The sequence below is a fragment of the Caulobacter segnis genome (assembly GCF_003243465.1).
GTDB lineage: Bacteria > Pseudomonadota > Alphaproteobacteria > Caulobacterales > Caulobacteraceae > Caulobacter > Caulobacter segnis_A.
In genome coordinates, this window is the sequence record NZ_QFQZ01000002.1 from 1 (window position 1) to 26,931 (window position 26,931).

Below are 26,931 nucleotides of genomic sequence, written 5' to 3' on the forward strand. Positions count from 1 at the left end.
ACGATCGCCGGCCGGACGTCCCTTCCAAGCCATCGGGTGAGATCAGTATGGGCGGGGTTTGAACGCGGATGATCCAGCGACGTGTAAAAGTGAGAAGCCGTTGAAATCGTTCGGTTCGATTCCGTCTACGCGGATGATGGAGCGCCGCGAACGCTCGTACTTGCCCCCTCCGCGCTGGAGCCTGCCCTCGGGCGCGCGCTTCGCGCGACCCGGGGGGCGCTCCTCCCCCGGAGGGGGAAGAAGGAGCGCGCACGCCTTCCGCCCTCGGCCGCCCCTCACCGCCCCGTCGGCATGTCCTTGAACGCCACGTCCTTGTCGACGCGGACGTCGCCCGGCAGGCCCAGGACCCGTTCGGCGATGATGTTCTTGAGGATCTCGTCGGTGCCGCCGGCGATCCGCAGGCCCGGGGCCCACATCAGGCTCTGCTGGAAGGCCGCCTCGGCCGGGGCCTGGTCGGGATCGACGAGGATGCCGTACTGGTCCTCCATCTCGACGGCGGTGTTGGCCAGGTCCTGCAGCTGATTGGCCGAGATGATCTTGCCGATCGAGCTTTCCGGCCCCGGAGTCTGGCCGCGCGACAGGGCGGTCATGGTGCGGAAGCGGGTGAACTTCAGCCCCTCGGACTGGACGTACCAGTCAGCGAGCTTGTCGCGGAAGCCCTGGTCCTTCAGGGCCGGACCGGCGACGCCCGACAGCTCGCGCGCCAGCTTCATGATCTCGCGATAGTTCGGGCCGGCCGAGCCGCCGACCGCCAGGCGCTCGTTCATCAGGGTGACCAGGGCCACCTTCCAGCCGTCGCCGACCTCGCCCAGCCGTTGGCTGTCCTTGACGCGCAGGTCGGTGAAATAGACCTCGTTGAACTCGCGGCCGCCGGACATCTGGTGGATCGGCCGGCACTCGACGGCGGCGTCGCGCATGTCGATCCAGAACATGGTCAGGCCCTTGTGCTTGGGCACGTCGGGGTCCGTCCGGGTCAGCAGGATGCCGTAGTCGCAATAGTGAGCGCCGGTGGTCCAGACCTTCTGGCCGTTGATCACCCACTCGTCGCCGTCCTTGACGGCGCGGGTGCGCAGCGCGGCCACATCCGAGCCGCCGGCCGGTTCGGAGAACAGCTGGCACCAGATCTCCTCGCCGCGCACGGCCGGGCCGACGAAGCGCTTCTTGGTCTCGCCGTCGGCGAAGGCCATGACCGTCGGCACGCACATGCCCAGGCCGATCGTGAAGTAGCCATAGCCGAGGCCGGCCTTGGTCTCTTCCTGGCCGAAGATCACCGACTGGATCGGCGTGCCGCCGCCCCCGCCGATGGCCGCCGGCCAGGTAATGCAGGCATAGCCCGCCGAGGCCTTGGTCGCCTGCCAGTCCTTGGCGGCGGCCATGTGCTCGGGCGTGTTCGGCTTGACCTCGCCCCACTTGGCGCGGTGAGCGGCGGCGTTCTCGGCCAGCCAGGCGCGGGCCTTTTCGCGATAGGCCGCTTCTTCCGGGGAGTCGTTGAAGTCCATCTTCGGTCTCCTTCCTTCTCCCCTTGCGGGAGAAGGTGTCAGCGAAGCTGACGGATGAGGGGTTGAAAGGCCGATCCGGAAAGGTCTGAGAGACCCCTCACCCGGCCCTCCGGGCCACCCTCTCCCGCAGGGGGAGAGGGAAACTCTAGGCGGCGTTCTTGCGCTCCAGCTCCGATACCAGCCGTTCCTTCCAGACCTTGGGCGCGCCGGCGACCAGGCTGAGCTGCCGCGAGCGGCGGTAGTAGAGGTGGCAGTCGACGTCCCAGGTGAAGCCCATGCCGCCGTGGACCTGGATGTTCTCCTTGCTGGCGAACCAGAAGGCCTCGGACGCGGCGATCCGCGCCGCCGACGCCGCGATCGGCAACTCCGGCGCGTCGTCGTTCAGGGCCCAGGCGCCGTAATAGGCGTTGGAGCGGGCGACCTCGTTCTTGACGTACATGTCGGCCAGCTTGTGCTTGATGGCCTGGTAGCCGGCGATCACGCGGCCGAAGGCGTAGCGGCCCAGGGCGTATTCGCGCGCCATCTCCAGGCAGCGGTCGGCGCCGCCCAGTTGCTCGAAGGCCAGTAGCACGGCGGCGCGATCGAGGATCGCCTGGACGACCTCGAAGCCCGCGCCCGCGTCGCCCACCCGCTCGGCGGCCGCGCCGGCGAAGGTCAGCTTGGCGACGCTGCGGGTCGGGTCGAGGCTCTTCAGCGTCTCGCGGGTGACGCCCGCGCCGGTCAGGTCGACGAGGAACAGGCCCGGGCGGCCGCCCTCGCTGGCCAGCACCAGGGCGACGCCCGCGACGTCGCCGTCGGTGACCGGGATCTTGGTTCCGGTGAGCTTGCCGCCCTCGACGCGGCATTGAAGCGTGGCGGGCCCCACCACGCCGGGCCCTTCCGAGGTCGCGAGGCAGCCGATCAGCTCGCCGGCGGCCACGCGCGGCAGGATCGACGCCTTCTGGGCGTCCGAGCCGAACGCCATGATCCCTTCGGCCAGGACATAGACGGTCGAGGCGAACGGGATCGGCGCGACGGCGCGGCCCAGCTCCTCGGCGATGGCGCACAGTTCGACGCGACCCAGGCCAAGCCCCCCGAACTCTTCCGGGATCGAGGCGCCCAGCCAGCCCTGCTCGGCCACGCCCTTCCAGAGCTTCTCGTCGAAGGCGCGTTCGGGATTGTCGAGCACGCCGCGCACGACGGCGACGTCGCAATGGGCGGCGAGGAACTTGCGCGCCTCGTCCTTCAGGAACTTCTGGTCGTCCGAATAGTCGAAATCCACTGGATCCTCCCTGGACCGGGCTCTTTCGGCCGGCCTCGGGAGCACACTGAACGACGTTCACGCGAAGGGAAAGCTTGCCCCGGCGTCAAGAATTTGCGGGCGCTCGGCGCGGGAGGCGGGGTCGCCGCCCCAGTCCGGATTTGATCAATTCGACCGTTCTCGCCATGCGGGATGCTGGCGAAAACGGTCCCGGAGGCTTAGCTAGGAAACATGCGCACCGACACGCCTCAGCCCATCCGGTTGGCTGACTATCGCCCCTTCCCGTTCGCGATCGAGACGACGCGGCTGGAGTTTGACCTGCATCCCTCGGCGACCCGCGTGCGGGCCGAGCTGGCGGTGCGCCGGACGGGCGCCGGGGGCGAGCCGCTGGTGCTGAACGGCGAGCGGCTGAAGCTGCTCTCCGTGGCGATCGACGGCCAGCCGCTGAGCGCCAACCAGTACCTGGCGGACGCCGAGCACCTGACGATCCCCGAGACGCCCGACCAGTTCGTGCTGACGACCGAGGTCGAGATCGATCCGCAGGCGAACAAGGCGCTGACCGGCCTCTACATGTCCGGCGGCCGCTTCTGCACCCAGTGCGAGGCCGAGGGCTTCCGCACCATCACCTACTTCCCCGACCGCCCCGACGTCCTGAGCCGCTTTAGCGTTCGGATCGAGGCCGACGGCCACCTGCCGCACCTGCTGAGCAACGGCAATCCCGTGGCGCAAGGTTCGCTGGAAGGCGCGCGCCACTTCGCCGAGTGGGTCGATCCCTTCCCCAAGCCCTCTTACCTGTTCGCCCTGGTGGCCGGCGACCTCGACGTGGTGAGCGATCACTTCGTGACCATGAGCGGTCGCCAGGTGACGCTGAAGATCTTCGTCGACCCCGGCCAAGCCGCCCGCGCGGCCTATGCGCTGGACAGCCTCAAGCGCGCCATGACGTGGGACGAGGAAGCCTTTGGCCGCGAGTACGACCTCGACCTGTTCATGATCGTCGCCGTGCGCGACTTCAACTTCGGGGCGATGGAGAACAAGGGGCTGAACATCTTCAACAGCTCCCTGCTGCTGGCCGACGCCAAGACCGCCACCGACGCCGACTTCGAGCGGATCGAGGCCGTGGTCGCCCACGAGTACTTCCATAACTGGACCGGCAACCGCATCACCTGCCGCGACTGGTTCCAGCTGTGCCTGAAGGAAGGCTTCACGGTCTTCCGCGACCAGAGCTTCAGCGCCGACATGCGCGGGGCGGCGGTGCAGCGGATCAAGGACGTCCGCGCCCTCCGCGCGCGGCAGTTCGCCGAGGACGCCGGTCCCCTGGCCCATCCGGTCCGCCCGTCCAGCTATCTGAAGATCGACAACTTCTACACCGCGACGATCTACGAGAAGGGCTCGGAGATCATCCGGATGCTGAAGACCATCCTGGGGGCCAAGGCGTTCCGCCAGGGCTGCGATCTCTATTTCTCGCGCCACGATGGTGAAGCGACCACGGTCGAAGCCTTCATCGCCTGCTTCGCCGAGGCGTCGGCCCGGGATCTGTCGCAGTTCTTCGCCTGGTACGAACAGGCCGGCACGCCCTCGGTGACGATCGCCAGCGACTATGACGCCGAGGCGAAGGCGCTGACCCTGACCCTCCGCCAGTCGACGGCGCCGACCCCGGGCCAGCCCAGCAAGCGCCCCCTGCCGATCCCGGTCGCCATCGGCCTGCTCTCGCACGAGGGCCAGAGCCTGCGGGACACCGAGGTCGTGCTGCTGGACCGCGAGGAGATGACGGTGCGCTGGGAGGGCGTGGCCGAGACGCCCGTCCTGTCGGCCCTGCGCGGCTTCTCGGCGCCGGTCAACCTGACCACGGACGCGCGCCCCTCGGACCGCTACGTGCTGTTCGGCGCCGATCCGGACCTGTTCAACCGGTGGGAAGCCGGCCAGACCCTGGCGCGCGACCTGATCCTGGCCCGGGCCGGCGGATCGCCCGACGAGGTCGGCGAGGAGCGCTACGCGCAGGCCCTGGGCCAGGCCCTGGTCGATGACGCCGCCGAGCCGGCGTTCAAGGCCCTGCTGCTTAGCCTGCCCTCGGAGCCCGACCTGACGCTGATGGCCGAACCGGCCGATCCCCTGGCCCTGCACGCGGCGCGCGACGCCCTGCGCCTGCGGATCGCCGTGCACCTGGGCGACCTGCTGCGCCGGCTGCATGGCGAGATGCAGAGCGGCGAGGCGTTCTCCGCCGACGCCGAGGCCGCCGGCCGGCGCGCGCTGCGCAACGCCTGCGCCGACACGCTGGCGGCCGATCCGCACGACGAAAACCTCTCGCGCCTGGAGGGCCACTACAAGGCCTCGCGCAACATGACCGACATGATCGGCGGCCTCTATCCGCTGGTCTGCGTGGGCGGCGAGGCGCGCGAGCGGGCGCTGTCCAGCTTCTATACGGCCTGGGCCACCGAACCGCTGGTGCTCGACAAGTGGTTCTCGATCCAGGCGCGGGACCCGAACCCCGACGTCCTGGATCGGGTGATCGCCCTGACCGCCCACCCGGCGTTCGAACCCACCAACCCCAACCGGCTGCGGGCCCTGGTCTCGACCCTGGCCAACTTCAATCCCGCGCGCTTCCACGATCCCAGCGGCGCCGGCTACCGCTTCCTGGCCGACCAGATCCTGGCTGTGGACCGGTTCAACCCGATGACGGCGGCGCGCCTGGTCGAGCCTCTGGGGGCCTGGCGGCGATTCAAGCCCGAGTTGGGCGCGCTGATGCGGCAAGAACTGGAGCGCATCGCGGCTCATCCAGACCTGTCGAAAAACGTTCTGGAACTGGTCACCAAGTCCCTGACCTAAGATCAGCGAACGGCGAAACGCGACGTTGTTGCGACCAATACGCCCACGCCGCCGGATTTGACGGTTCGGCGGTGACGGCCCCCTGGCCCGTAAGCTAGATTCATCGTCTGGCGAAGTGACTCGCCGGGGATGGTCCACGGGAGTCGTGCGTTTGAGTGCAGGCGGGGCGAGACACGGGGGGACGGCCAGGGCCGGACCAACCGCACCCGCAGCCTTGAGGGTGCGTCGCGCCCACGCGCCCTCCCAGGCCTTCATCCGGATCGCGATCCTGTCGGCCCTGGTCCTGTTGGCCGTCTATACGGGCTTTGGCCTTAAGCGGATCCAGGAGGATTTCGACCGCGCCCAGCCCGGCGCGCTGTCGCCCGCCGCCAAGGCCGGCCTGATCGCCGGCCGGCTGGAAACAAGTCTCGCCGCGCAGCGCGCCGGCCTGTCGGCCGCCTCGGACCTGCTGGCGCACGATCCCGCCGCCACCGCGGTCGCCGCGGGCGTCGCCCTGCGCGCCGCCGGCGGCGAGGCCCTCGCCGTGGCCGTCGTCAGCCCTGAGGAGATCCTCGCCGTCGCCGGACAGGACGGAGCGGCCGACTGGCTGGCGGCCGCCCGGGCGGCCCAGGCCTCGGGCCAGCCCGCCTGGACGGGCGCCGTCGGCGCGCCCGGACGGCTGTACCTCGCCAGGCGCGCCTGGCTTGGCCCGACCCCCGTCATGCTGGTCGCCAGCAGCGCCCCCGCCCGTCTTCTCGACGCGCCGCCGGCCGGCGAAAGCAGCGCGCTGGCCCTGGCCGACGGCGCGCTGGTCGCCGGGCGTGGCCTTGGCCAGGGTGCGCGCGGGCTGAGCCAGGCCTTCGCCCTGAAGCCGGCGGATCTGCGGCGCGCCCGCAGCGACCTGAAGGGCCGCGCGGGGGACGGCGCGCCGCTGGACATCGCCGTGACGCCCGTGGCCGGCGGCGCTCTGGCCGTGCTCTTCGCGGTTCCCGACGTCGGCGTCGCGGCCGAGAAAAGCGCCCTGAACCTGCTGATCCCGCTGGCCGCCGCCATCGCCCTGGCCCTGATCCTGGTGATCCAGAGCCGGAAGTCCGAGGTGGCGCAGCGCGAGTTCATCGACAGCGAGCAGCGCTTCCGCCGGGCGGTGGAAGCGGCGCGTTGCGGAATCTGGGAGTGGGACCTGAACGCCGACCAGGTGTTCCTGTCGGACGTGACGGGCGCGATGCTGGGCTGGGGCGGCGGCGGCGTGGTCTCGGGCCAGGAGCTGCTCGACCGCATCGCGCCGGACCACCGCGACCGGCTGAGGCAGGCGCTGGTCAACGCCGCCGTGAATGGCGCCTTCGACTTTTCGTTCCGCGTGCCGGCCTCCGCCGAAGGACGGCGGTCGCTATGGATCGACGCGCGCGGCCAGGCCTTTGGAAAGCCGCGGGCCGACGGCTACGCCCGCATCATCGGCGTGGCGCTGGACGTCACCGAGGAGCGCGTCGCCCAGGCCCGCGCCCAGGCGGCCGAGAGCCGGCTGCGCGACGCCATCGAGAGCGTCTCCGAGGCCTTCGTGCTGTGGGACCGCTATGGCCGGCTGCTGATGTGCAACCACAGCTACCGGAACGTCTTCTCCCTCGACCCCGCCCTGCTGAAGCCAGGCGCGTCGCGGGCCGAGGTCAACCGCCACGCGGCCCTCGCCATCCGGCAGAGCCATGCCCCCCCGGAGGGCGCCAAGGGCGTGCGCGAGGTCGAGCTGAAGGACGGCCGCTGGATCCAGATCAGCGAACGCCGCACGGCCGAAGGCGGCTTGGTGATGACGGCGGCCGACATCACGGCGATCAAGACCCAGGACGAGGCCCGCCGCCTCAACGAGGAGCAGCTGCAAAGCGCCGTCGCCGGCCTTGAGCGCAGCCAGGAGCAGCTGGCCGAGCTGGCCCGCAAGTACGAGACCGAGAAGGTGCGCGCCGAAAGCGCCAATCGGGCCAAGAGCGAGTTCCTCGCCAACATGTCCCACGAGCTGCGCACGCCGCTGAACGCCATCAACGGCTTCTCCGAAATCATGATGAACGAGATGTTCGGTCCGCTGGGCGACGAGCGCTATCGCGGCTACAGCCAGGACATCCATTCGTCCGGCCAGCACCTGCTGGCCCTGATCAACGACATCCTCGACATGTCGAAGATCGAGGCCGGCAAGATGAACCTGCGGTTCGAGCCGATGCACATGGAGGACGTCGCCGAGGACGCCGTGCGGCTGGTGCGCAACCGGGCCGAGGCCGCCGGGCTTGTCCTGCGCATCGACTTCCCGCCCCTGCCCGAGATCGAGGCCGACTATCGCGCGATCAAGCAGGTGCTGCTGAACCTGTTGTCCAACGCGATCAAGTTCACCCCGCGGGCCGGCATGATCACCCTGAGCGCCGAGATCCGGCGCGATCCGTTCGGCGACATGGTCCGGGTGTCGGTCGCCGACACCGGCATCGGCATCGCCAAGGAAGACCTGGCGCGCCTGGCCCGGCCCTTCGAGCAGGTGGAAAGCCAGTTCTCCAAGACCACCCAGGGCACCGGCCTTGGCCTGGCCCTGACCAAGTCGCTGATCAGCATGCACGAAGGCGTGCTGGACATGGCCTCCACGCCCGGCGAAGGCACGACGGTTAGCTTCGCCCTGCCGCTGCGCCAGAGCGAACACGGGCTTCCCCGAAACTTCGTCGCGGCCTAGACAAAAGGCTGAAATATTACTTTCCCGTCAGAAGCTTAAATCGATGTCATGACGCCGTCTTAACGGGTGTTCGGCGCCCGCCAGGACTACACCTCTACTCAACAGGCCGCGCCACGCGGTCGGATCGAAGAGAGGGAACACGTCATGAGCAAGATCGTAAGCCGCGTCGCCGCCGTCGCCGCCCTGGCCCTCGCGGCCACCCCGATTATCGGCCTCACCGCCGCCCACGCCGCCGAAAGCCAGCAGGTCGTTTCGCGTATTCCGGTCGGCGACCTGCGCCTTTCCAATCCCGCCGACGCGCGCGAGTTCACCCGCCGCGCCCAGCTGGCGGCCAAGCGCGCCTGTGGCGATCAAAGCCTGCGCGGCCTGTCGCTGCGCGCCTGCCTGATGGACTTCAATGAGGACCTGCAGGCCGCTCTCAGCGAAAAGCAGGTCTCCGACCTGGTGATCGCCCAGCGCGCCGGCGCCAACATCAAGCTGGCGACGAACTAGGACGGCGCGGCTTCAAAAGCCGTAACGCGGCCCTAGCCTCGCCGCATCCAGGCCGCCACCGCCCAGGCATGGGCGTCATGGCGCAAGGCGACCACGGCGTCGCGCGGGTCCAGCCAGACCAGCGCGTGGTCGTCCTCGATCTTGAGGTCCGGCTGTTGGCCGAGCAGTTTCACGACATAGACGCCGCCGTGGTTGCGGACCGGCTGACCATTCGACTTCAGGAAATGCTGGGAGACCGTGTCGATCAGGCGAACCGCCTCGACGACGAGCCCGGTCTCTTCGCCGAACTCGCGCGCGACGGCCTCCTCCTCGGTCTCCTCGCCGTCCACCGCCCCGCCCGGCAGATCGAAGTACGGCGCCTTGCCGGGCTTGGTCACCTGGGCCAGCGCGATCTGGCCTTGGGCGTTTTCGGCCACGCCGAACGCCGCCCGCCGGTCCAGATAGGTCAGCCCCGCGACGGGCGAGCCAAACCTGAGCACGTCGCCTAGTCCTTGCCGTAGAGATCAAGCCACGGATCGGCCTTGCCGGACTCGACGTCCGCCACGCTGATCTCGGGACGATAGCCGATCTTGCCGTTGGCGCTTTCGCGCCAGGCGTCGGTGACGAGGTCGCGCAGGGCGGTCGCGCCGGCCGCCACGCGGGCCTGGACGAACGCCTTGCCGCGAGGGTCGGTCTCGACCATGCCGCCGGCCTTTTCCAGCTGATACAGCGGCTCCACCTGCTTCCAGGTGTCCGTCAGGTAGCCGACGACCCGCGTCTCGATCGAGCATTCGCAAGCCTTGTAGGCCGGCACCAGCGCCTTGATCGACGCCTCGTCCGCGGCGGCCTGGGCCAAGGGGCCTTCGAACTGGAAGTGGGTCGAGCGGGCCTGGGTGTAGCCGTTCGGATTGGGATAGTCGCCCCAGCCGTTGTAGTGCACCGACAGGTGCAGCGGCTGGCTGCCGTCGCCGACATAGTGCGCCCAGACGCCCAGGTCGCGCAGCAGCAGGTCCTCGCGGCGCTTCAGGTCGGCCTTGTAGTAGGCCAGCCGGGTCGGATCCTTCTCGCGTTTGACCACCGCGCTCAGGATGCGCCAGTAGGTGAAGTCCTTCACCAGCTGCTGATAGCCGTCGATGATCGCATAAGGCAGGTAGCCGGCCTTCCAGCTGTCGACGCCGGCGGCCTGCAGCGCCTTTTCGTAGTCGGCGCGGGTGGGCGGCAGGGTCTCCACGGTGAAGGCCGGACCGCCGTACATGCGGCCCTGGTCGTCGACGTCCAGGAAGTGGGCGGCGTCGCGATCGGTGTCGTGGATCTTGCCCGAGCCCTTCCAGCGGTCCGGCTCGCGGGCGTACTCGCCGATGGCGGCGATGGCCTGGGGCGTGCGCAGGAAGGCCGGCACGTCCGCGGGCAGGGTCGCGGCGCCGACGACGCCGACCACCCGGTGGCCCGACGCCCCCCAGGCGAGCGCCGATTGCGCCGGCGCGGACACGGCGGCGGCCAGGGCGAGGACTTTCAGGCTGGTCGACAGACGCAAGGGACGAAACTCCAGGATCAGATAATGCCGAGCGCGGCTTCGGTGCGCCCCACCCAGGCCTTCACGGCTGGATAGAGCGCAAGGTCGAACCCGCCTTCGTGCGCCACGCGGGTGTAAGCCACCAGGGCGACATCCGCCAGGGTGACCCGCTCGCCGACCAGAAATGGCGATTGTTGCAGCTGTGTTTCGAGACGCGCCAGGGCCTGGCCGCCACGCTCCACCAGCCGCGCCTCGAGCGCTTCGCGCGGCTTACCCAGGTAAAGCATCTGGAACCGCGCCACGGCGACGTAGGGCTCGTGGCTGTACTGCTCCCAGAACATCCACTCCAGCATCTTGGCGCGCTCGTAGGGATCTTCGGGGATCAAGGCCGATCCTTCGGCCAGGTGCAGGATGATGGCGTTGGACTGGGCCAGCGCGCGGCCATCGTCGAGGACGATCAGCGGAACCTGACCGGCCGGGTTCATCGCCAGGAACGCCGGCGTCCGGGTCTCGCCCGTCAGCACGCTGGTCTCGATCCAGTCAAATGGCAGGCGAAGGTGCGCCGCGACCCACTTCACCTTGAGACAGTTGCCCGAAATCGAGTCGCCATAGATACGCATCACCCCGCCGGTTCCTTCTGTGACGCTTCCGAAGCGGCGAAAATCGCGGCAAAATCGCACAGTTTCAAGCCACTGAATCCATGCGCGTTTTTCGCCCATCGAGGGAATGCGCACCCGCCCCGGGCGGCGTTAAGGGTTGTCACAGCGCCGTGATCGGACTATCCAAGCCTCGCCCGACAGATACGCCGATAAGAGGTTCCCCTCGATGCGACGCAAGCTCGCCGGAATTTTGGCCACCGCGGTCATCTCCGCATTCGCCGCTCCCGCTCTCGCCAACGCCGCTCCGGATCAGGACTCCGCGTCCGCCAACGCGCCGCGCGTCGATCCGTTGGGCGAGCTGATCAGCACCGCCTTGGGCGGGGGCGCCCTGCCCGGGTCGGTCGAGTACAAGATGCGCGCGACCATGTATCACGCCGGGGCCAAGGGCATTCGCGCGTTCGACTCCTTGGGGTGCAAGGTCGCCGCCATGCGCACCGTGGCCGTGGACCCCAACGTGATCCCGCGCCGCACCGTGATCTTCATCAAGGAAACCGTCGGCCTGCCGATGCCCGACGGCAGCAAGCACGACGGCTACTGGTACGCCTCCGATATCGGCGGCGCCATCAAGGGCTTGAAGCTGGATCTGTTCAGCGGCTTTGGCGCGGCGTCCATGAAGGCCCTGGGCGCGCTGGACCTTTCCAGCCTGTCGGTCAGCAAGGTCGGCGAATTCAAGGGCTGCCCCCCGCGCTAACTGGCGCGTCCGCGCTTCACGCGGACTGGAATTTCTCTCCGGACTCGGCTTGGATCGCGAGGCTCGCGACAAGCGCGTTTGGGGAAGATCATGCGAAATCTGTCTGTCAGCGTCCTGGCCCTGGCCTTGGGCGCCGCGCTCGCCACGACCCCGGCTCGCGCCGCTGACGACGTCCCCCGCCTGAAGGCCCGCGCGGCCGCCGTCTCGATCACCCGCGACGACTGGGGCATCGCCCATATCCACGGCAAGACCGACGCCGATGCGGTGTTCGGCATGGCCTACGCCCAGGCCGAGGATGACTTCAACCGCGTCGAGACCAACTTCATGACCGCGCTCGGCCGCACGGCCGAAGCCGAGGGCGAGAAGACGATCTGGGCGGACCTCCGCCAGAAGCTGTTCATCGACCCAGTGGTGCTGAAGGCCGACTACGCCAGGAGCCCCGCGTGGCTCAAAGCCCTGATGAACGGCTGGGCCGACGGCCTGAACTACTACCTGGCCACCCACCCGGACGTGAAGCCCAAGGTCATCACGCGCTTCGAGCCCTGGATGGCGCTCAGCTTCTCGGAAGGCAGCATCGGCGGCGACATCGAGCGGGTGGCCCTCACCCAGCTGGAGAGCTTCTATGGCCAACGCCAACTGGCCATGACCGCCGACGAGAAGGGCCTGCTGTTCAAGGAGCCCAAGGGCTCGAACGGGATCGCCATCGCGCCGAAGAACACGCTGGAGGGTCATGCGATGCTGCTGATCAACCCGCACACCAGCTTCTTCTTCCGCTCGGAGATGCAGGTCTCCAGCGACCAGGGCCTCAACGCCTATGGCGCCACGACCTGGGGCCAGTTCTTCATCTACCAGGGCTTCAACGCCAAGGCCGGCTGGATGCACACCTCCAGCGGCGTCGACGTGGTCGACGAGTTCGCCGAGACGATCGTCGAGAAGGACGGAAAGCGGTTCTACAGGTACGGCTCCGAACTGCGCCCCCTGAAGACCGAGGTGATAACCGTCGCCTATCGCGCCGCCGACGGGTCGAAGGCGGAAAAGCGCTTCACCGTCTTCAAGACCCACCACGGCCCGATCGTCCGCGAGGCCGACGGCAAGTGGATCAGCGTCGCCCTGATGAACAGGCCGGTGGAGGCGCTGCAGCAGTCGTTCCTGCGCACCAAGGCCACCGACCTGAAGAGCTTCATGCAGGTCGCCGAGCTGAAGGCCAATTCATCGAACAACACCCTGTTCGCCGACAGCAAGGGCGAGATCGCCTATCTGCACCCGCAGTTCATCCCCATCCGCGACGACCGCTTCGATTATACGAAGCCCGTGGACGGGTCTGATCCCGCCACCGACTGGAAGGGGCTGACGCCGCTCGACAAGACGCCTCAGGCGGTGAACCCGGCGACCGGCTGGGCCTTCAACACCAACAACTGGCCCTGGACCGCCGCCGGCCCCTACAGCCCCAAGAAGGCGGACTTCCCGAAGTACATGGACACCTTCGGCGAGAACCCGCGCGGCCTCCACGCCGAGCTGGTGCTCAAGGACGTCAAGAACCTCACCCTGGGCGGCCTGATCGAGAAGGCCTACGACCCGTACCTGACCGCCTTCGCGAGGCTGATCCCGACGCTGGAGGCCGCCTACGCCGCCACGCCCGACAGCGATCCACTGAAGGCGAAGGTCTCCGAGCAGGTCAAGGCGCTCGGCGCCTGGGACCGTAAATGGTCGGCCCGCTCGACCGAGACGTCCCTGGCCGTGTTCTGGGGCGAGGCCATGTGGGCCAAGGCCGCGCCGGCGGCGAAGGCGGCTGGGCTCAACACCTATGACTATATGGCCGACAAGCTGACGGCGGCGGAAAAGCTCGCCGCGCTTGCAGAGGCTTCGGACCGCCTGGCGGCCGACTTCGGGTCGTGGAAGACGCCGTGGGGAGAGATCAACCGCTTCCAGCGCAACGACGGCGCGATCGTCCAGACCTTCGATGACAAGAAGCCCAGCATACCGGTGCCCTTCACCTCGGCCCAGTGGGGCTCGCTGGCCTCGTTCGGGGCCAAGCGCTGGCCGGGGACCAAGAAATACTACGGCACGCTGGGCAACAGCTTCGTGGCCGTCGTGCAGTTCGGCGACAAGGTCCGCGCCCGCGCCGTCTCGGCCGGCGGCGAGAGCGGCGACCCGGCCTCGCCGCACTTCAACGACCAGGCTGTGCGCTACAGCCTGGGGAACCTGCGGGACGTCTATTTCTATCCCGAGGACGTGAAGAAGCACGCGGTGAAGACGTACCGCCCGGGGGCGTGAGGCTCAAAATCCTCCCCCCAGCGGGGGAGGTGTCGGCTCGAAGAGACGACGGAGGGGGAACAGCCAGGATCAGCAGGACTTCCCCCACCGGCGCTCCGCGCCACCTCCCCCTCTAGGGGGAGGACTTGGGTTTCTAAATATCCCCGCCCACGTTCGGCGCGACGCCCGGCGCGCGGGCGACGTGGATGCCGCACTCGGTCTTTTCCTGCCCCGCCCAGCGGCCCGACCGCCCGTCTTCCGACGGCTGGGTGCAGGGCCAGCAGCCGATCGAGGCGTAGCCCTGGGCGACCAGGGGATGGGCCGGCAGCTGGTGCTCGGCGACGTATGCGTCGAGCTCGGTCTTACCCCAGTTGGCCAGGGGATTGAACTTCACCTTGCCGTCGGCCGCCTCGACCACCGGCAGGCTCAGGCGGTCGCCGCCGTGGAAGCGCTTGCGCCCGGTGATCCAGGCGTCGAAGCCGCCCAGGGCGCGATCCAGCGGCAGCACCTTGCGGATGTTGCAGCAGGCGTCGACGCTGGTGCGCCAAAGGTTGGACTGCGGGTCCTGGGTGGCGAGATCCGCATAGGCCGGGCGCAGGTCGCGCACATCGGCCAGGCCCAGCTGGGCGGCCAGGTTCTTGCGGTAGTCCAGCGTCTGGCCAAACAGCATGCCGGTGTCCAGGAACAGGACGGGGATGCGGGACGAGACCTGGGCCGCCAGATGCAGCAGCACGGCCGACTCCGCCCCGAACGACGAGACCAGGGCCAGGCGTGGCCCGAACTGCTCGTACGCCGCGCGCAGCACGGTCGTGGGGTGGGCCTCCCGCAGCTCGGCGTCCAGCCGCGCGGCGAGCCCCGCGGCGGTCCCTCCGCTCTCGTCATAGGCCATCAGGAGGCCCTTTCCTCGAAGGCGACGGCGCGGGCGTCGGCGGCCCGCTGATAGACGTGGCGGAAGCGCTGGGCGGCCTGGCTCCAAGCCTCGGGCGTCGCCCCGTCCGCCGGCTCGAACGCGTCGAAGCCGCAGCGGACCATGAACCCCGCCTGCTCGCGCAGCACGTCACCCACGGCGCGGATCTGGCCTTGATAGCCAAACCGCTCGCGCAGCAGCCGGGCCGAGGTGTAGGCCCGGCCGTCGCGGTACTTCGGGAAGGCCAGGGCCACCACCGCGATGCGCGGCAGGTCATAGGCCAGGGCCTCGACCTCCTGATCCGGCTCGATGCGCACGCCGACGCGGCGGCTGTTCGAGGAGAGCAAGGCGTCGCCCTCGGCTTCGAAGCGGGCCAGCGACAGGATCACATCGCCGCTCTCCGGGATCGCGTCCTCGTCGGCCACGAGGACGAAAGCGTCGTCGGCCCAGCGGGCCTGCCCCTCAACGAGCTCAATCAGCTTGGGCATAGACAGCCTCCTTGAAGGGCTCAAGGCCGACGCGGCGATAGGTGTCGAGGAAGCGCTCGCCATCGGCGCGGACGGCGAGATAGGCGCCGACCAGCTGGTCGACGGCCGTCGCGACCTTATCCGCGGGAAGCGCCGGACCGAGGATCTTGCCGATCGTGGCGTCTTCGGCGCCCGATCCGCCCAGCGACAGCTGATAGAATTCCTCGCCCTTCTTATCGACGCCCAGGATGCCGATGTGGGCCACGTGGTGGTGGCCGCAGGCGTTGATGCAGCCGCTGATCTTGATCTTCAGCTCGCCGACCTGTTCGGCGCGATCCAGATCGGCGAACTGGCGGGCGATGTCCTGGGCGATCGGGATCGCGCGGGCGTTGGCCAGGGCGCAATAGTCGAGGCCCGGGCAGGCGATGATGTCGCTGACCAGGTCGATGTTGGGCGTGGCCAGGTTCGCCGCCTGCAGCGCCGCGAACACGGTCGGCAGGTCGTCCAGCTTGACGTGCGGCAACACGAGGTTCTGGGCGTGGGTCACCCGCAGGTCCGAGAAGCCGTAGCGCTCGGCCAGATCGGCGACCACGTCCAACTGGTCGGCCGAGGCGTCGCCCGGCGTCTGCTCCTGGGCCTTCAGCGAGATCTCGACGATCGCATAGCCCGGCTGCTTATGAGCGCGGACATTGTTGCGGACGAAGCGGGCGAAGGCGCTGTCGTTGGCCTTGGCGGTCTCGAACGCCTCCGAACGCGCCGGCAGGGTCTCGAACGGCGTCTTGGCGAAAGCGGCGCGGATGCGGGCCAGCTCGGACGCCGGCAGGTCGGCGCGGGCGGCGTCGATCTTGCTCCACTCTTCCTCGACCTGGCGGGCGAATTCCTCGGCGCCCAGCGCGGCGACCAGGATCTTGATCCGAGCCTTGTAGATATTGTCGCGGCGGCCGTGGCGATTGTAGACGCGCAGGATCGCTTCCAGATAGCTCAGCAACCGGTCGGTCGGCAGGAACTGCTTGATGGTCGGGCCGACATAGGGCGTGCGCCCCTGCCCGCCGCCGACGATCACCTCGAAGCCCTGTTGGCCGTCGCGGCCCTGACGTAGCAACAGACCGATGTCGTGCACCTTGGCCGCCGTGCGGTCCTTGGCCGAGGCGGTGATGGCGATCTTGAACTTGCGCGGCAGGAACGAGAATTCCGGGTGCAGGGTCGACCACTGGCGGATCACCTCGCACCAGACGCGCGGGTCGTCGACCTCCTCGGCCGTGGCGCCGGCATAGGGGTCGGAGGTCGTGTTGCGGATGCAGTTGCCGCTGGTCTGGATGGCGTGGAGGTCAACCTCGGCCAGCTTGTCCAGGATCTCCGGCGCGTCCTTCAGCTTGATCCAGTTGAACTGGATGTTCTGGCGCGTGGTGAAGTGGCCATAGCCCTTGTCGTAGTCGCGGGCGATCTGGGCCAGGCGGCGGGCCTGGGTCGGGTTCAGCGAGCCATAGGGGATCGCCACGCGCAGCATGTAGGCGTGCAACTGCAGGTAAAGGCCGTTCATCAGCCGCAACGGCTTGAACTGGTCCTCGGTCAGCTCGCCGGACAGGCGGCGGGCGACCTGTCCCCGGAACTCGGCCGAACGGTCGGCCAGGAATTCCTTGTCGATGAGATCGTACTGGTACATGCCGCCCTACTTCCTGCGGATCAGATCGACGCGGCCGGTCGAGCGGGCCGCGCCCGACGCCTGGCGCAGGGCCTCGACGACGTCGCCGCCCTCGGCCTGCTTGCCGTGCGTGGGTTCGTTGGTGGGTCCGAGGGCCCGGATGCGCTCGCGATAGCTGAGCGGGGCCCAGCGGCCGTCGGACTGCACGAGGTCGATCGGATAGACATCGACCACGACGGTCGGCTGGCTCTTGCCGGTCGCGACGCCGGCCTCCAGGTCGGCGGTGTGATGCTCGTCGAACAGCTGGGCGTCGCCGAAGCGGGCCACCCACTGGCCCGACTTCCAGAACACGACCTCGCCGTCGATCAGGCGGTTGGCGGTGATCGCTTTCACTTGAACTCTCCTCCCCGGCGAAGCGCGGCGTCCGCCGCTTCGCGGTCTCCCCTTCCCTCGAACGAGGGCGGAGACTGAACTTCAGCCATGGCCATCGCCTCGCCGACCATGAGCAGCGCTGGGCCCTTCACGCTCTGAGCGGCCTCCGCCAGGCTCGCCAGCGTGGTCAGGACGCGGCGCTCGTCGGCGCGGCTGGCGTTCTCGACGATCAGGGCCGGGGTCGAACCGGCGCGGCCGGCGGCGACCAGGCGCTCGGCGATCAGGCCGGCCGTCGAGACGCCCATATAGACGACGACGGTCTGGTTGGGACGGGCCAGCGAGGTCCAGTCCAGGTCCGGCTCGCCATGGGCGGCGTGGCCGGTGACGAAGGTGACCGCCTGGGCGCTGCCGCGATGGGTCAGCGGCGCGCCGGCGCTGGCGCTGGCGGCCAGGGCGGCGGTGACGCCGGGCACGACGTGGCACTCGACGCCCGCCGCGCGGCAGGCGGCCAGCTCCTCGCCGCCGCGGCCGAACAGGAACGGATCGCCGCCCTTGAGCCGCACCACATTCAGCCCGTCCAGGGCCAGGGCCACGATCAGCTGGTTGATGTCGTCCTGCGGCAGGGTGTGGCGCGACTTGCGCTTGGCCACGTTGATCCGGCGGGCCCGGCTGGGCGCGAGATCGAGAATCTCTTCGGAGACCAGGCCGTCGTGGACCACGACGTCGGCGCCGCGCAGGGCGTTGAACGCGCGGAAGGTCAGCAGGTCCGGATCGCCCGGACCGGCGCCGACCAGCCACACCGCGCCGAGGGCGCGCTGGGCCCGCGTCCCGCCGATCACGACGAGGCCAGGCTTCCTGCTTCGAGCCGGCTGGCGTGCCATGAGCTTTAGAACCTCTATCAACGCGCTTGGAATAAGACGGTGGAACGCAAGACGGGGCCGCCCTAAGGACAGCCCCGCTCGTGTCCGCTGTCGAAAAGGGCCAATCCGCCAGCGAACGCTTGCAAACTCGGCCCGAAGAGGCCAATTCGCAAACAAGGACTTCTGCCGGGGCGTTCAGTAAAACTATGGAAAGACCCAACGAGCGCCGCCGCCTGCCGCCCCTGAACGCCCTGCGCGCGTTCGAGGCCGCCGCGCGGCACCTGAATTTCAGCCGCGCCGCCGACGAGCTGTCGGTGACCCCGGGCGCGGTCAGCCAGCAGATCCAGAATCTCGAGGACTATGTCGGCGCGGCCCTGTTCAAGCGCACGCCCAAGGGCCTGCTGCTGACCGACGCGGCCCAGACCGCCCTGCCCGCCCTGCGCGAGGCCTTCGACCGCCTGGCCGAGGCCGCCAGCCTGCTGACGGCCGCCGTCGACGGCCGACGCCTGACCCTGACCGCGGCCCCGTCCTTCGCCGCCAAGTGGCTGGTGCCGCGCCTGGGCAAGTTCGAGCAGGCCCATCCGCAGGTCGACGTCTGGCTGTCGGCCGGCATGGAGGTCGTCGACTTCGCGACCGGCGAGGTCGACATGGCCATCCGCTACGGCTCGGGCCGCTATCCGGGCCTGGAAGTCATCCGCCTGATGCAGGAATCGGTGGTGCCGGTCGCCAGCCCCGAACTGCTGGAACAGAACGCCCTGGAGCGTCCCGAGGACCTGCAGCACCACATCCTGCTGCACGACGGCTCGCCCGACGCCGACGACAGCTGCCCCGACTGGGCGATGTGGCTGGCGGCGCGCGGGATCAAGGGCGTCGACGGCGCGCGCGGACCGCGCTTCAACCAGTCCAGCCTGGTGATCGAGGCGGCCGCCAACGGCCGCGGCATCGCCCTGGCCAAGCGCACCCTGGCCCAGGCCGATCTCGACTCCGGGCGTCTGGTCATCCCGTTCGAGGCCTCGACGGCCGTGGACTTCGCCTATTACGTCGTCCACCCCAAGGCCAAGGGCCGCCTGCCCCAGGTCAAGGCGTTCGTCACCTGGCTGAAGGCCGAGGCAGAGGCCCACGAGGCGGCGCTGCGGACGATGGACAACGGCGCCGGGATTTAACAGTCGGCGCTCTGGTTTCCGCCGCCGGAAACCGCTTTAAGGGGCCCATGAAAATCACGACTCTCAACGTCGACGAGCATCTTGCTCCCGCCGACTGCCAGACCATGGCCGATGTGCGCCAGGGCGTGGACGCCCTGGACCGGGCCCTGGTCCAGCTCCTGACCGAACGCCAGGCCTTCATGGACGCGGCCGCCCGCATCAAGGCCGACCGCTCCAAGGTCTTCGACCGCGCGCGGATCGAGGACGTAGTCGACAAGGTCAAGGCCGCCGCCCGCGCCTCCGGCCTGTCGGAAGCCATCGCAGAGCCGGTCTGGCGCACCCTGATCGACCGCTGCATCGCCTACGAATACGACAGCTGGGACCGGACGAAGGGGTCGTAAGATCTTCCCTCTCCCCTTGCGGGAGAGGGTGACCCGAAGGGTCGGGTGAGGGGTCGCACGGCGACGCCGAGAAACCCCTCATCCGTCGCCCCGTCGGGGCGACACCTTCTCCCGCAAGGGGAGAAGGACACTTTCTAGTTCCCGTCGATCATCCGCCCCAGGCCGCCCAGGATCGAGCCTTCGCCCTGGTTGCCGCCCTGGTGGTTGGCGGCCTGCAGCATGCGGCCGGCCAGGCGCGCGAACGGCAGCGACTGGATCCACACCTTCCCCGGACCACGCAGGCGGGCGAAGAACAGGCCCTCGCCGCCGAACAGCACGCTCTTCACGCCGCCGGCCATGACGAGGTCGAAGTCGACGCCAGGCGTATAGGCGGCCAGGCAGCCGGTATCGATGTGCAGCTCCTCGCCGGGCGCCAGCTCGCGCTCGACCAGGGCGCCGCCCATCTGCACGAACACCCAGCCGTCGCCTTCGAGGCGCTGCATAATGAAGCCCTCGCCGCCGAACAGGCCGGTCATCACCCGCCGCTGGAAGTGCAGGCCGATCGACACGCCGCGCGCCGCCGCCAGGAAGCTGTCCTTCTGGCAGATCAGCGTTCCGCCCAGCTGGGCGAGGTTCAGCGGCAGGATCGAGCCGGGGGTCGGCGAGGCGAAGGCCACGCGCGCCTTGCCCGAGCCCGTATGGGTGAAGACGGTCGTGAACAGGCTCTCGCCGGTCACCAGGCGCTTGCCCGCGCCCAGCAGCTTGCCCATGAAGCCGCCGCCCTGGTCGGCCGAGCCGTCGCCGAAGATGGTGGTCATCTGCACGCTGGCGTCCTTCCAGACGAAGGCGCCGGCCTCGGCCACCGCGCTCTCGCCCGGATCCAGTTCGATCTCGACGAACTGAAGGTCGTCGCCCTTGATCTCGAAATCGATGTCGTCAGCGACGTTGGCGTTGCGCTGATGGCTCCAGGGGCTGGGGGGCATGGACGTCTCCTCTTATCCAGGACGCCGTTCTAGCCAGACCGCGGCGACGGCGCCAATTACAGCTGGGTCAGATTGGCGAGCCCTTCAAGAACGGGCCGCGCGATCCTCGACATAGGCGGCGATATCCGCCAGCGCCGCCTCCAGCGCGTCGCGAACGGCCTCCAGGTCCGCCTGCCCCGCCTCGCAGCGGTCGCAGACCTCACCCAGGGCGAAGGCCCCCACCCCGCGCGCCGCCCCCTTCACCGTATGAACGGCGTCCCGCCAGCCGGGGTGGCCGGAATCGAGCCTCGGGGCCCACAGCGCGGCCTGCTGGCGGAACAGCGCCAGCACCTCGTCGACCACCGCGAAATCCCCCGCCGCGAACCCCTCCAGGTAAGCGAAATCCATAACTTCGCTATTATCTCGCCTCGCCATGAAAAAAGCTCTTGCGCTCCCAAAATCATTGCGTATGTTCCGCGCCTCGCCGCCGGGGCTCGCAAGTGCTTCGGATCGTCGAATGGGTGTATAGCTCAGTTGGTAGAGCAGCTGACTCTTAATCAGCGGGTCCAAGGTTCGAATCCTTGTACACCCACCATTCTCCTCTTGGAGAACCTGGCCTTCCGCTGAGGCCGACTTGGGCGCCGCCCCTGAAACTCCCCTGGAATACTGTTGGTAGGCGCTCTTTCGCTGAGGAGGCGCAGCCTTGTGCTGCGTGACTTCATGCCGCGCGGCCAAGCAGCGCCGTCGGCGCCCAGCCGGACTGACCGGCCTGCCCCAGAGATCGTCCATGCCGCGGTCGGCGCCGGAGAAGACGCGGACGACGACCGGCCTTAGTCGCTGGCCATCAAGCCAATTTCCGCATCGGTCGATAGCGCCTTTGGCTTAGACCGCGCCGCGGCGCCTCTCTAGCGTGACGGTCACTACGCGGCCTGCGACAAACCTCAGGATGCAGGCCGCCCGTTCGGAGAGGATTGCATGAGCCGTATGTCGCCGATCGAAATGGCCCGCCAACTGGGCGGCGGCTTGCTGTCTTTTCCGGTCACGCACTTCGACGGCGACCACCAGTTCCAGGAAGCGCCCTACCGGGAGCACTGCGGCTGGATGTTGCAACGTGACCTGGCGGGTCTGTTCGCCGCCGGCGGCACGGGCGAGTTCTTCTCGCTGCGCCCCGAGGAAGTCGGACGGGTCGTTCGCGCCGCGGTCGCCGAGACCAACGGCAAGATCCCGGTCATCGCCGGCGTCGGCTACGGCACGGCGATCGCCACCGACCTGGCCCGAGACGCCGAGGCCGCCGGCGCGGACGGCGTGCTGCTGCTGCCGCCCTACCTGACCAACGCGACGCAGGACGGCCTGGCCGGCCATATCGAGGCCGTGTGCCGGTCCACCAAGCTCGGCGTCATCGTCTATAACCGCGACAACGCGGTGATCACCGAGGACACCCTCGAGCGGCTGTGCGATCGCAACCCCAACCTCGTCGGCTTCAAGGACGGCGTGGGCGACCTGGAGCTGATGATGCGGGTCTATGCCCGCATGGGTGACCGGCTGACCTATATCGGCGGCCTGCCGACGGCCGAGACCTTCGCCCTGCCCTACCTGGAAATGGGCGTGACGACCTATTCGTCGGCGATCTTCAACTTCCTGCCGGAGTGGGCCCTGGACTTCTACAAGGCCGTCCGCGCCCGCGATCGCGACACCGTCATGGCCGGCCTGCGCGATTTCGTCCTGCCCTACATCGCCCTGCGCAACCGCGGAAAGGGCTACGCGGTCTCGATCGTCAAGGCCGGCATGAAGGCGATCGGCCGCGACGCGGGCCCGGTCCGCCTGCCGCTGACCGACCTGACGCCCACCGAATTCGCCGAGTTGCAAGGCCTGATCGCCCGCGTCCAGCCCAGCGCATGAACGCCTTCGCGGCCCTTCCTGGCAAGAAGACGCTGGCGATCGGACCGAACGAGCGTCTAGCTTCGCGCCTCCAAGGGGTCGTGGACGGGCGGTTTCCGATGTTCGAGCTGAGTCAGCTGCGCTGCTTCGTGGCCACGGCCGAGGAACTCCATTTCGGCCGGGCCGCCCAGCGGCTCAACATGACCCAGCCGCCGCTGAGCCGACAGGTGCAGCTGCTGGAGCGGATCCTGGGCGTCACCCTGCTGGACCGCACCAGCCGGTCGGTGCGCCTGACCCCGGCCGGCCGGGCGTTTCTGCTGGAGGCCCGCCGCATCCTGCGCCTGGCCGAGAGCGCGGCCCTGGCCACCCGCCGCATCGCCAGCGGCGACGCGGGCCAGATCGCCATCGGCTTCACGGCCGCCTCGGGCTACAACTTCCTGCCGCAGCTGGTGATCCTGTCCAAGGCGCGCCTGCCCAACGCCGATCTGACCCTTCGCGAGATGGTCACCCGCGAGCAGGTCGAGGCCCTGCTGACCGGCCGCATCGATATCGGCCTGGTCCGCCCGCCGATGGAGCGGGTCGAGTTCGCCACCGCGCGGGTTCTCTCCGAACCGCTCGTCGCGGCCCTGCCGACCGGCGACCCGCGCCTGGCCAAGGCGTCCCTGACCCTCGCCGACTTCGACGCGGCCCCGCTGATCATGTATTCGCCCGAGGGCGCGGGCTATTTCTACAACATGCTGACCACGCTGTTCGACGCTAACGGCGTGGCCCCGACCTACGTCCAGCACGTCACCCAGATCCACTCGATGCTGGCCTTGGTCCATGCCGGCCTCGGCGCGGCGATCGTGCCCGAAGCGGCGATGAGCCTGAACTTCGACGACGTCCAGTTCCGGCCCGTCGAGACCACGCCCGACCGCCCCGTCGAGCTCTACATGGCGTGGCGCAAGGACAACGAGAGCCCGATCCTGCGGACCTTCATCGACCTTTGCCTGGCCGAGGCCTCGCCCACGGAGCAGGCCGCGCGCTAGGTCGCGCCGTCTCTCCGCGTGGGGGCTAACGCCCAACGAAAAAACCGGGAGAGACCCCATGCCCATCGACCGTCGCGCCGTGCTGGCGGGAACCGCCGCCCTCGCCGCCGCCCCGCGCGTCAACGCCGGCGGCCGCGCCGCGCCCATCGCCACCACGACGGCCGGGCGGGTGCGGGGCGCGGAGATCGACGGGGTCAAGGTCTTCAAGGGCGTGCGCTATGGCGCGGACACAGCTTCACGCCGCTTCCAGCCCGCGCAGGCCGCCCAGCCCTGGAAGGGGATCGCCGACGCCCTCGCCTACGGCCCGGCCTCACTGCAGCTCAAGGCCGATGAGCCGACCAGCGAGGACTGCCTGTTCCTGAACGTCTGGACGCCGGGCCTGGCGGACGGCAAGGCGCGGCCGGTCATGGTCTATGTCCACGGCGGGGCCCACGCCAACGGCTCGGGCTCAAGCCCGCTCTATGACGGGACTTGGCTGGCCAAGACCCATGACGTCGTGGTGGTGACCGTGAACCACCGCCTGAATTGCTTCGGCTACGCCTATCTGGCGCGGCTGGGCGGGCCGGAGCTGGCCGACAGCGGCAATGTCGGCAATCTGGACCTGATCCTGGCCCTGCGGTGGGTGCGCGACAACATCGCCGCGTTCGGCGGCGATCCTGGCAATGTCATGACCTTTGGCCAGTCGGGCGGCGGCGCCAAGCTGGTGACCCTGATGGCCATGCCCCAAGCGGCGGGCCTCTATCACAAGGTCGCCACGATGAGCGGCCAGCACGTCACCGCGATGGGGCCGATCCACGCCACGATCCGCGCCCGCGCGTTCATGGAAAGGCTCGGCCTCAAGCCCGACCAGACCGAGGCCCTGAAGACCCTCCCCGCCGGCCAGCTGGTCGAGGCGCTGAGGATGCGCGATCCGCTGGAACGCAAGGGCGGGATCGTCTTCTGGTCCGTGCTGGACCACCGCGGGCTGAAGCGCCACCCGTTCTATCCGGACGCCCCGCGCGAAAGCGGCCACATCCCGATGATCATCGGCAACACCCACGACGAGACCAAGGCGTTCCTGGGCGGCGATCCGAAGAACTTCGCCCTGACCTGGGAAGAGTTGCCCGGCCGGATGGAGAACGAGCTGGTCCTCGACCTCGCCCCCGAGCACATCATCGCCCGCTATCGCGAGCTCTATCCGGATTACGGCCCCTCGGACGTGTTCTTCGCGGCGACGACGGCGGGCCGGTCTTGGCCGGGCCATCTGATCCAGGCCGAGCGGCGGGCGCAGATCGGCGCGCCCGCCTGGATGTACCAGCTGGACTTCGGCGCCCAGACAGATCCGAGGATGGGGGCCTATCACAGCTACGACATCGCCCTGGTGTTCGGCACGCTGGCGGCCAAGGGCTCGATGACCGGGACCGGCGAGGCGGCGCGGAAGGTGCGCGACCAGATGAGCGCGGCCTTCGTCAGCTTCGCGCGGACGGGCGATCCGAACTGCGCGGCGATCCCGGCCTGGGAGAAATACACCCTGCCCCGCCGGCCGACCCTGGTGATCAATGAGACCTCGAGGATGGTCGACGACCCCCGCAAGGAGGAGCGCGAGCTGTTCTCGGCCGCTCCGTTCCTGAAGGAAGGGACCTAGATCCGCTCCCAAGGGAAGCTAAGCGTCGGCGGGTTGACGTGGCGCTTCATCTTGAAGGTCAGCCGCGCGCCGGCGCCCGGATCGAGGCGCAGCGTATGGGAAGAAGCGTCCAAGGCCGCGGCGGGACCATCGCCGATCGCCACGCCCAGGAACTGGTGCTCGGCATAGGCGCCGGCCTGGACCGTCACGGTTCGCGTCACGACCTGGTTGGTGTTGACCACGGTCACCACCGCCTGGTCGTCCGACAGGCGCTCGACCAGGGCGGCGACGTCCGGCGGGATGCCCGCGCGGCGGCGCTCGGGATCGAACCAGCGCAGGCGCGCATAGCGTAGCGCGCCGCCCTGGGCCGGAGAGCTCGGCGACCAGGGCGGCCGGGCGATGTGGATGCCGCCCTCCATCAGGTGGATCAGGGCCGTGACGCTGGCGGGGTTGATGTTCAGCGTGGCGTCGGCCAGGCGCGTGTCGGCGGTCGTCTTGTCGTCGCGCTGGGCCTGGGCGCGAGCGCGCACCCGCTCGAGGTCGGCGCGCAGCGCCTTGACCGGATAGCCGGCGTCCTTGCCTTCCAGATACGAGACCCACGGGTGGTCGGCGGCGCGGGCGCGGTCGCTGGCCTTCTGCGACATGTACCAGATCTCAAGCCCGTTCAGCCGGTACTCGCCCGGCGCATAGCCGTACCAGCCCTTGGGGCCGTACATGCGCGGGGTCATGACCTTGCCGTCGACGATCTTCTTCTGGGCGTTGATCACGTCGTTCTGGCGGCGCCAGACGTCGAGATACTTGTCGTCGCCCGTCAGCAGATAGGCGTTGAGGAAGCCGACCACCGCGCGGGGGACCCGGTTGCGATCCTCGCGCTTGCCGGTATGCGGCGCCACCGGACTGAAGCCCCAGCCATAGGTCCCGCCCCACCACTGGCCCTTGGGGCCGCCGATCTTGCCATCAAGGCCGATCTTGCTGGGCAGGATGTCGCCATTGGCGCGGGCCCGCTCGATCCAGGCGTCGACATAGGAGACGATCCACTCCCGGTACCTCGGCTCCTGGTCCAGCATGTAGGCGTTCATGACCAGGCTGGTGGCCTGCAGGTTCAGCGGCGAGTCGCCGACCACGTCGCCATATTCCTCGTAGTGACGCAGCGTCTCTTCGTAGGTGGTCTCGCCGTGCTCCATGAAGAAGTGGGTCGGATCGAAGCGATCGCCGGCCCAGTCCAGCGGTGTGGCGGTCCGCAGCATCGGTCCCTTGCTGCCCGTGATCATGCTGCGGATGATCCTGAGCTTGGGATCGTAGTTCGGGACGGTCGGATCCTCGCCCGTATAGAACCCCGAGAAGCGCTTCACGCGGTCGCGATAGCGAGCGTCGTTAGGATCCGACAGGCCCAGCAGGTTGAACACCGACAGCCCTTCGGACAGGTGCTGCCAGTCGGTCATGACCGGGAACTCGCGGAAGTACATGCCCTCGCGCGCGAACGGCACGTCCTTCGTCCGGGCCTCAGTGTACTGGGCGACATTGCCCTCGAAGGCCGTCTTGGCCATGGCGAGAACTCGGTCGCCCGCGCCCAGCGCGTGAAGGGTCGGCCAGTCGTTGACGTTCTCGATCGCGTCGTCGGGCCCGTCATTGGCGCCCCAGCGGGCGACGGCCCGCAGCCAGCCCCGGTCGTCGAAGTAGCGCGCGAAAAAGGCCGCGCAGGCCTCCTCGTTGGCCTTCAGCAGTTCCCGCTGCAGCAGCGCCCACTCGGGCGGCGCCATCGGCGTCGAGATCGTGGCGATCGGCGCCGCCCTGGCCCCTCGCGCCAGGGCGGTGAAGGCCAGGGCCGAGGCGCCGGCCAGGACGGAACGTCGGGTCGTCATGC

The 26,931-nt window shown here is 68.9% G+C and carries 23 protein-coding genes and 1 tRNA gene; 11 read left to right on the forward strand and 13 right to left on the reverse strand.

Features of this window, described 5'->3' with window-relative positions; all coding sequences use genetic code 11:
* Nucleotides 1–275: 275 nt before the first annotated feature.
* Entirely contained in the window at nucleotides 276–1,499 is a 1,224-nt protein-coding gene (locus DI526_RS00900; RefSeq protein ID WP_304272931.1) for an acyl-CoA dehydrogenase family protein, read from the reverse strand.
* Between the two features lie 145 nt (nucleotides 1,500–1,644).
* Nucleotides 1,645–2,760, reverse strand: a complete 1,116-nt coding sequence (locus DI526_RS00905) for an acyl-CoA dehydrogenase family protein (RefSeq protein WP_304272934.1) — start codon at nucleotides 2,758–2,760, stop codon at nucleotides 1,645–1,647.
* A 210-nt stretch (nucleotides 2,761–2,970) separates the two neighbouring features.
* On the opposite strand from DI526_RS00905, the gene pepN reads away from it, so the two are divergent.
* From pepN to DI526_RS00920, 3 genes are all read left to right on the forward strand, one after another.
* On the forward strand, nucleotides 2,971–5,562 hold the full coding sequence (gene pepN / locus DI526_RS00910) for an aminopeptidase N (protein WP_304272936.1): 2,592 nt from the start codon (nucleotides 2,971–2,973) through the stop codon (nucleotides 5,560–5,562).
* Nucleotides 5,563–5,782: 220 nt separating this feature from the next.
* Complete coding sequence (locus DI526_RS00915) at nucleotides 5,783–8,239, forward strand: ATP-binding protein (protein ID WP_304272939.1); 2,457 nt, start codon at nucleotides 5,783–5,785, stop codon at nucleotides 8,237–8,239.
* Nucleotides 8,240–8,383: 144 nt separating this feature from the next.
* Nucleotides 8,384–8,731 carry a UrcA family protein gene (locus DI526_RS00920; protein ID WP_304272942.1) on the forward strand — a complete coding sequence of 116 codons (348 nt, stop codon included), beginning with the start codon at nucleotides 8,384–8,386 and terminating at the stop codon, nucleotides 8,729–8,731.
* A 32-nt stretch (nucleotides 8,732–8,763) separates the two neighbouring features.
* On the opposite strand, the gene DI526_RS00925 is transcribed toward DI526_RS00920, so the two are convergent.
* Genes DI526_RS00925 through DI526_RS00935 form a run of 3 tightly spaced genes read right to left on the reverse strand, consistent with a single transcriptional unit; the run spans nucleotide 8,764 to nucleotide 10,843 of the window.
* Entirely contained in the window at nucleotides 8,764–9,210 is a 447-nt protein-coding gene (locus DI526_RS00925; protein ID WP_304272945.1) for an NUDIX domain-containing protein, read from the reverse strand.
* 5 nt (nucleotides 9,211–9,215) lie between these two features.
* Nucleotides 9,216–10,244, reverse strand: a complete 1,029-nt coding sequence (locus DI526_RS00930; RefSeq protein ID WP_304272947.1) for a S1/P1 Nuclease — start codon at nucleotides 10,242–10,244, stop codon at nucleotides 9,216–9,218.
* A gap of 17 nt (nucleotides 10,245–10,261) precedes the next feature.
* Nucleotides 10,262–10,843, reverse strand: coding sequence for a glutathione S-transferase family protein (locus DI526_RS00935; protein WP_304272950.1), 582 nt, complete (start codon nucleotides 10,841–10,843; stop codon nucleotides 10,262–10,264).
* A 205-nt stretch (nucleotides 10,844–11,048) separates the two neighbouring features.
* Between DI526_RS00935 and DI526_RS00940 the strand changes: the two genes are divergently transcribed.
* Nucleotides 11,049–11,573: a 3D domain-containing protein gene (locus DI526_RS00940; RefSeq protein WP_304272951.1), complete on the forward strand. Its 525-nt coding sequence runs from the start codon at nucleotides 11,049–11,051 to the stop codon at nucleotides 11,571–11,573.
* A 90-nt stretch (nucleotides 11,574–11,663) separates the two neighbouring features.
* Complete coding sequence (locus DI526_RS00945) at nucleotides 11,664–13,847, forward strand: acylase (protein WP_304272953.1); 2,184 nt, start codon at nucleotides 11,664–11,666, stop codon at nucleotides 13,845–13,847.
* 133 nt (nucleotides 13,848–13,980) lie between these two features.
* Here DI526_RS00945 and DI526_RS00950 read toward each other — a convergent pair whose 3' ends face one another.
* The 5 genes from DI526_RS00950 to cobA are packed head-to-tail and all read right to left on the reverse strand — an operon-like array spanning nucleotide 13,981 to nucleotide 18,095.
* The gene (locus DI526_RS00950; protein ID WP_304272956.1) at nucleotides 13,981–14,715 is read right to left on the reverse strand and encodes a phosphoadenylyl-sulfate reductase; all 735 of its coding nucleotides are present in this window, start codon (nucleotides 14,713–14,715) and stop codon (nucleotides 13,981–13,983) included.
* On the reverse strand, nucleotides 14,715–15,221 hold the full coding sequence (locus tag DI526_RS00955) for a DUF934 domain-containing protein (RefSeq protein ID WP_304272960.1): 507 nt from the start codon (nucleotides 15,219–15,221) through the stop codon (nucleotides 14,715–14,717). The genes DI526_RS00950 and DI526_RS00955 overlap by 1 nt, the downstream gene beginning before the upstream one ends.
* The gene (locus tag DI526_RS00960) at nucleotides 15,205–16,863 is read right to left on the reverse strand and encodes a nitrite/sulfite reductase (RefSeq protein WP_304272964.1); all 1,659 of its coding nucleotides are present in this window, start codon (nucleotides 16,861–16,863) and stop codon (nucleotides 15,205–15,207) included. Before DI526_RS00960 ends, DI526_RS00955 begins: the two co-directional genes overlap by 17 nt.
* Nucleotides 16,864–16,869: 6 nt before the next feature.
* A complete protein-coding gene (locus DI526_RS00965; RefSeq protein WP_304272966.1) occupies nucleotides 16,870–17,235 on the reverse strand; it encodes a DUF2849 domain-containing protein in 366 nt (121 codons plus the stop codon).
* A complete protein-coding gene (gene cobA / locus DI526_RS00970; protein WP_304272969.1) occupies nucleotides 17,232–18,095 on the reverse strand; it encodes a uroporphyrinogen-III C-methyltransferase in 864 nt (287 codons plus the stop codon). Before cobA ends, DI526_RS00965 begins: the two co-directional genes overlap by 4 nt.
* Before the next feature lie 185 nt (nucleotides 18,096–18,280).
* Between cobA and gcvA the strand changes: the two genes are divergently transcribed.
* On the forward strand, nucleotides 18,281–19,237 hold the full coding sequence (gene gcvA, locus DI526_RS00975; protein WP_304272971.1) for a transcriptional regulator GcvA: 957 nt from the start codon (nucleotides 18,281–18,283) through the stop codon (nucleotides 19,235–19,237).
* Nucleotides 19,238–19,284: 47 nt separating this feature from the next.
* The gene (locus tag DI526_RS00980; RefSeq protein ID WP_066682822.1) at nucleotides 19,285–19,617 is read left to right on the forward strand and encodes a chorismate mutase; all 333 of its coding nucleotides are present in this window, start codon (nucleotides 19,285–19,287) and stop codon (nucleotides 19,615–19,617) included.
* 134 nt (nucleotides 19,618–19,751) lie between these two features.
* On the opposite strand, the gene DI526_RS00985 is transcribed toward DI526_RS00980, so the two are convergent.
* Both DI526_RS00985 and DI526_RS00990 read right to left on the reverse strand, forming a co-directional pair.
* A complete protein-coding gene (locus DI526_RS00985) occupies nucleotides 19,752–20,579 on the reverse strand; it encodes a TIGR00266 family protein (protein ID WP_304272976.1) in 828 nt (275 codons plus the stop codon).
* A gap of 84 nt (nucleotides 20,580–20,663) precedes the next feature.
* Complete coding sequence (locus DI526_RS00990) at nucleotides 20,664–20,993, reverse strand: Hpt domain-containing protein (RefSeq protein ID WP_304272978.1); 330 nt, start codon at nucleotides 20,991–20,993, stop codon at nucleotides 20,664–20,666.
* An 84-nt stretch (nucleotides 20,994–21,077) separates the two neighbouring features.
* On the opposite strand from DI526_RS00990, the gene DI526_RS00995 reads away from it, so the two are divergent.
* From DI526_RS00995 to DI526_RS01010, 4 genes are all read left to right on the forward strand, one after another.
* Nucleotides 21,078–21,153, forward strand: a tRNA-Lys gene (locus tag DI526_RS00995).
* A gap of 380 nt (nucleotides 21,154–21,533) precedes the next feature.
* Nucleotides 21,534–22,457: a 5-dehydro-4-deoxyglucarate dehydratase gene (kdgD, locus tag DI526_RS01000; RefSeq protein WP_304272983.1), complete on the forward strand. Its 924-nt coding sequence runs from the start codon at nucleotides 21,534–21,536 to the stop codon at nucleotides 22,455–22,457.
* 98 nt (nucleotides 22,458–22,555) lie between these two features.
* The gene (locus DI526_RS01005; RefSeq protein ID WP_304272986.1) at nucleotides 22,556–23,464 is read left to right on the forward strand and encodes a LysR substrate-binding domain-containing protein; all 909 of its coding nucleotides are present in this window, start codon (nucleotides 22,556–22,558) and stop codon (nucleotides 23,462–23,464) included.
* A gap of 58 nt (nucleotides 23,465–23,522) precedes the next feature.
* Complete coding sequence (locus DI526_RS01010; protein ID WP_304272988.1) at nucleotides 23,523–25,088, forward strand: carboxylesterase/lipase family protein; 1,566 nt, start codon at nucleotides 23,523–23,525, stop codon at nucleotides 25,086–25,088.
* On the opposite strand, the gene DI526_RS01015 is transcribed toward DI526_RS01010, so the two are convergent.
* Complete coding sequence (locus tag DI526_RS01015) at nucleotides 25,085–26,929, reverse strand: hypothetical protein (protein ID WP_304272991.1); 1,845 nt, start codon at nucleotides 26,927–26,929, stop codon at nucleotides 25,085–25,087. The genes DI526_RS01010 and DI526_RS01015 overlap by 4 nt on opposite strands.
* Nucleotides 26,930–26,931: the final 2 nt, after the last annotated feature.